This is a genomic window from Flavobacterium sp., from assembly GCF_044348915.1.
Taxonomy (GTDB): Bacteria; Bacteroidota; Bacteroidia; order Flavobacteriales; family Flavobacteriaceae; genus Flavobacterium.
On sequence record NZ_JBIKRX010000139.1, the window covers coordinates 1 to 4,496 of the forward strand.

Sequence of the window (4,496 nt, forward strand, 5' to 3'; positions counted from 1 at the left end):
GATACAATAGAAGGTCAAATATGGGGACAATCTTCGATGTGTTAATGAAAAAGATGGTGAAATTTGAATAAATATCAATAAAATCAATAGATAACAAGGGTGCTCTAAGCGCCTATACCTATAAAATAAATTACCAATGAACACAAAAAAATTAAAAAACAGATGGCTTATTGCAGCTTCTGCTGTAGGAATCCATATCTCTATAGGCTCAGTTTATGCTTATTCTATTATGACAAACCCCGTTAAAGATATTTTTGGAGTAGAAGAAGGAGATATCAAATGGGCTTTTAAAATAGCCATTTTATTATTGGGGTTATCAGCTGCCTTTTTAGGAAGATGGGTTGAAAAAGTTGGACCAAAAGTAAGCGGTATGACTGCAGGGCTACTTTATGGAGTTGGAATATTAGGTTCAGGTTTAGCTGTACAATTACAATCTTTACCCTTGTTTTTCCTTTGTTATGGTTTTATAGGTGGTATCGGATTAGGATTAGGATATATCACGCCTGTGAGCACTTTGGTAAAATGGTTCCCAGACAGAAGAGGTTTAGCAACAGGAATGGCCATTATGGGCTTTGGTTTTGCTGCGCTAATTTTTGGACCCTTAATGCAAAAATTATTCGACACAGTAGGAGTTTCTAATGCATTCTATATTCTAGGAGCACTATATATGGTAATCATCATTTCATCGGCACTTTACATAGAAAGACCACCTGAAGGTTATCTTCCAGAAGGTTACAATCCTGCTGAAAATAAAAATTTCAAAGCAGATATTTCGAATATCGATGCGGGTTCAGCTCTAAAAACAACTCGTTTTTATTACATCTGGATTATGATGTTTGTGAATATTTCTTGTGGTATTGCAATCATTTCTGCAGCAAGCCCGTTGATCCAATCTAAATTAAACTATTCGCCTATGGAAGCAGCTGCAATCGTGGGATTGATAGGTGTTTTTAATGGAGTAGGAAGACTATTGTGGTCTGGCGCTTCTGATTATTTAGGTAGAGCAAATACTTATATTATCTTCTTTGTTTTTCAAACATTTGCTTTCTTCTTCTTATCAAAAATTAGCTCGGAAATAGCATTCTTATTTGTTTTATTTACTGTAATTACTATGTATGGTGGTGGTTTTGCAACTTTACCCGCATTCCTAGGAGACTTATTTGGCACCAAGCAATTAGGAGCCATTCACGGATTGATTCTTTCTTGCTGGGGATTAGCTGGAGTCGTAGGACCATCAGTTTATGATATTGTAATGAAAAAGACTGGATCGTTAGACATCACTTTAAATATATTTGCTGGATTTTTCGTAGTCGCTTTGATCGTTTCATTATTGATGAAGAGATATATCACACAGCATCATTTGAATGCGGAAAAAGGGGAATTAATTCCAGAAAAGGCATAAACAAACCGATAAAAGCCCATTTTGGATGCGGACATATTGAATAACAATATTCCCTGTTCAACTGAATGACCATAGTTCACTTGAACACTTTGTTATCATTAATTTATATCTAACGCATTTTTATAATAGTCCAAATGAATATCGGTATTAAATAGCTTTTATTATATACTAACCAAAACAAAAGAAGGAAACCGTATTGGTTTCCTTCTTTTGTTTGTACAAGATTGAAATGTGTAATGTTAAGTAAAATATGCGCCTAATAATCACTTTAAAGCTGCTTCTGCTACGAACTAATACTAACTAGACTAAACCTTATTCTCGTAAAGAAAACACCGCAAAGCCTTTGTTTACAATGCAAACCAATTCGTCGAAGTGATTACTTTATAACCACATTATTTAGATACTTACTAAAAATAGCTTTTGCATTCTCTAAAGCTTCAGTGGTTGGTGAAGAAGTGTCTGCCAGAGCATATTCCATTTTCAGTAACTCCCATTTGTGTCTGCCTAATTGGTGAAAAGGGATAATCTCAACTCTTTCAACAGTTTTATACTCTGAAAAATGCTGAGTCCATTCGTGTAAATATTCTTCCTGATCGGTATACCCAGGAACAAAGACATAGCGAAGCCACATTGGTTTCCCTGTACTTTCACGATGTTCCGCGATTTTCAAAGTAGTAGTATTGCTTAAACTCGTGAGTTTCTTATGCCATTCTGGATTGATGTGTTTTACATCCAACAGCAACAAATCAGTTCTATCTAACAAATCTTTGGTGTAATCATCTAAAACGCGTCCGTTCGAATCCAAACAAGTCTTGATTCCGTTTTCGTGTAAACGATCGAAAAAGTGAATTAATTTGGCTCTTTGCAACAAAGGTTCGCCACCAGAAACGGTTACACCACCTTCTTTTCCAAAATAGGCTTTTTGTTTTAATGCTTTCGAAACCAATTCGTCGATAGTGACCAATGTTCCTCCGTGAATGTCTATCGAATCGGGATTTTGACAATACAGGCATCGAAATTGACACCCTTGAACAAATACTATCATTCGAATTCCGGGACCATCGTGGGTACCAAAAGTTTCTAAAGAGTGAATTCTTAGGATATCTATATCCGATTCGTTTAAAATAATATCGTGGTTATCTTGCTCTGGAAAATACATAGGTGTTGGTATCAAAATGAAATTCTATTTCTTTAAATTTTCATTTAAAGAAATAGAATTTATAAAAGTACTTTGTAATTTTGAAATTACATAGTATCGTGGAAAGTTCTGCTAATTACTTCTAATTGGTGTGCTTTAGAAAGACGTACAAAGTTCACAGCGTAACCAGAAACACGGATCGTCAATTGTGGATAGTTTTCTGGATGATTGTATGCATCTAACAAAGTTTCTTTGTTCAGAACATTCACATTCAAATGGTGTGCATTTCTTCCGAAATAAGCATCTAAAGTAGTAGTCAAATTCCCTACTTGCTCTTCTAAATTGTTCCCTAATGATTTAGGAACCATTGTGAACGTATAAGAGATTCCGTCTTGAGCATCATTGTAATTCAGTTTACTTACTGAGTTCAAAGAGGCAATAGCACCATTTTCGTCTCTACCGTGCATTGGATTCGCTCCAGGAGCAAAAGATTCACCCGCTTTACGACCATCAGGAGTAGCACCCGTGTTAGAACCGTACATTACATTTGAAGTAATAGTCAACAAAGATAATGTAGGAGTCGAATTTTTATACGTTTTGTGTTTTCTCAATTCCTCGATAAAAATGGTAGTAATTTCTTGAGCGATACTATCTACTCTATCGTCATCATTACCAAATTTTGGATAATCACCTTCAATTTTAAAATCAGAAGTCAATCCAAATTCATTTCTAATTGGAGATACTTTAGCGTATTTAATAGCTGAAAGTGAATCGGCAATAATCGAAATTCCCGCAGCTCCATAAGCAATATCAATTTTCGGATCACTATCAATCAAAGCCAATTGAGCTCTTTCGTAGTAATATTTATCGTGCATATAATGAATGATGTACATTGATTTTGCATACACACGAGCTACTTCGGCTAATGTTTTCTTAAAGGATTTCATTACAGTATCGTAATCTAATACTTCGTCGTCCATTTCAGAAATACCACTTACAACTTGCTCGCCTTCTGCTTCTTCTCTACCTCCATTCAACGCCATTAATAGCGCTTTAGGCAAGTTGGCACGTGCTCCAAAATGTTGAATTGTTTTTCCAATTTCTTGGTAAGAAACACAACAAGCAATTCCGTAATCGTCTGAACCACGATTGTCTCTCATTAAATCATCATTCTCGTATTGAAGAGATGAAGTATCGATAGAAACTTGAGCACAAAAATCTTTGAACCCTTGTGGTAATTTTTCAGACCATAAAACGGTCAAGTTTGGTTCAGGTGAAGCACCTAAATTATACAAGGTTTGCAAGAAACGGAATGAAGTTTTGGTAACTTTAGTTCTTCCATCGTGTAACTGACCACCAATAGCTTCAGTTACCCAAGTTGGATCTCCACCAAAAATAGCATCGTAAGCTCCTGGACGAAGGTGACGTACTAATCTCAATTTCATTACAAATTGGTCAATATATTCTTGAGCTTGTTCTTCGTCTATGATTCCAGCTTCGATATCGTTTTGAATGTAAACATCTAAAAATGAAGAAACATTACCTAAAGACATTGCAGCTCCATCTTGTTCTTTAACAGCACTTAAGTATCCTAAATAAGTAAACTGAACTGCTTCGTGAGCGCTAACTGCTGGTTTTGAAATATCAATTCCATAAGAAAGTGCCATGATTTTCATATCCTGCAAGGCTTTAATTTGCTCAGCAATTTCTTCACGCAAACGAACTTTTGAATCGCTCATCTCACCAGCTACATGCGCTTTATCTGATTTTTTCTCTGCAATCAATCTGTCGATTCCATAAAGTGCTACTCTACGAAAATCACCTATTATTCTTCCTCTTGCATAATTATCAGGTAAACCCGTTAAAACGTGTTTTGATCTATAAGTTTTAATTTCACTATCATACGCATCAAAAACCGCTTGATTGTGATTTTTTGCGTAATTAAAAATATCAACT

General features: G+C 35.5%; 3 protein-coding genes. 1 reads left to right on the forward strand and 2 read right to left on the reverse strand.

Annotation, left to right across the window (positions count from 1 at the left end; all coding sequences use genetic code 11):
• Positions 1-136 precede the first annotated feature (136 nt).
• The gene (locus ACIQ1E_RS13895) at positions 137-1,402 is read left to right on the forward strand and encodes an OFA family MFS transporter (RefSeq protein ID WP_396171945.1); all 1,266 of its coding nucleotides are present in this window, start codon (positions 137-139) and stop codon (positions 1,400-1,402) included.
• A gap of 376 nt (positions 1,403-1,778) precedes the next feature.
• Here ACIQ1E_RS13895 and pflA read toward each other — a convergent pair whose 3' ends face one another.
• On the reverse strand, positions 1,779-2,576 hold the full coding sequence (gene pflA / locus ACIQ1E_RS13900; protein WP_396171946.1) for a pyruvate formate-lyase-activating protein: 798 nt from the start codon (positions 2,574-2,576) through the stop codon (positions 1,779-1,781).
• 71 nt (positions 2,577-2,647) lie between these two features.
• Positions 2,648-4,496, reverse strand: a 1,849-nt coding sequence (locus tag ACIQ1E_RS13905; RefSeq protein WP_396171948.1) for a pyruvate formate lyase family protein, incomplete at its 5' end; no start/stop codon positions are given.

Bases quoted from the DNA above. Each gene is read 5' to 3' on its own strand.
- ACIQ1E_RS13895 (WP_396171945.1), top strand. From the start codon at position 137: ATGAACACAAAAAAATTAAAAAACAGATGGCTTATTGCAGCTTCTGCT.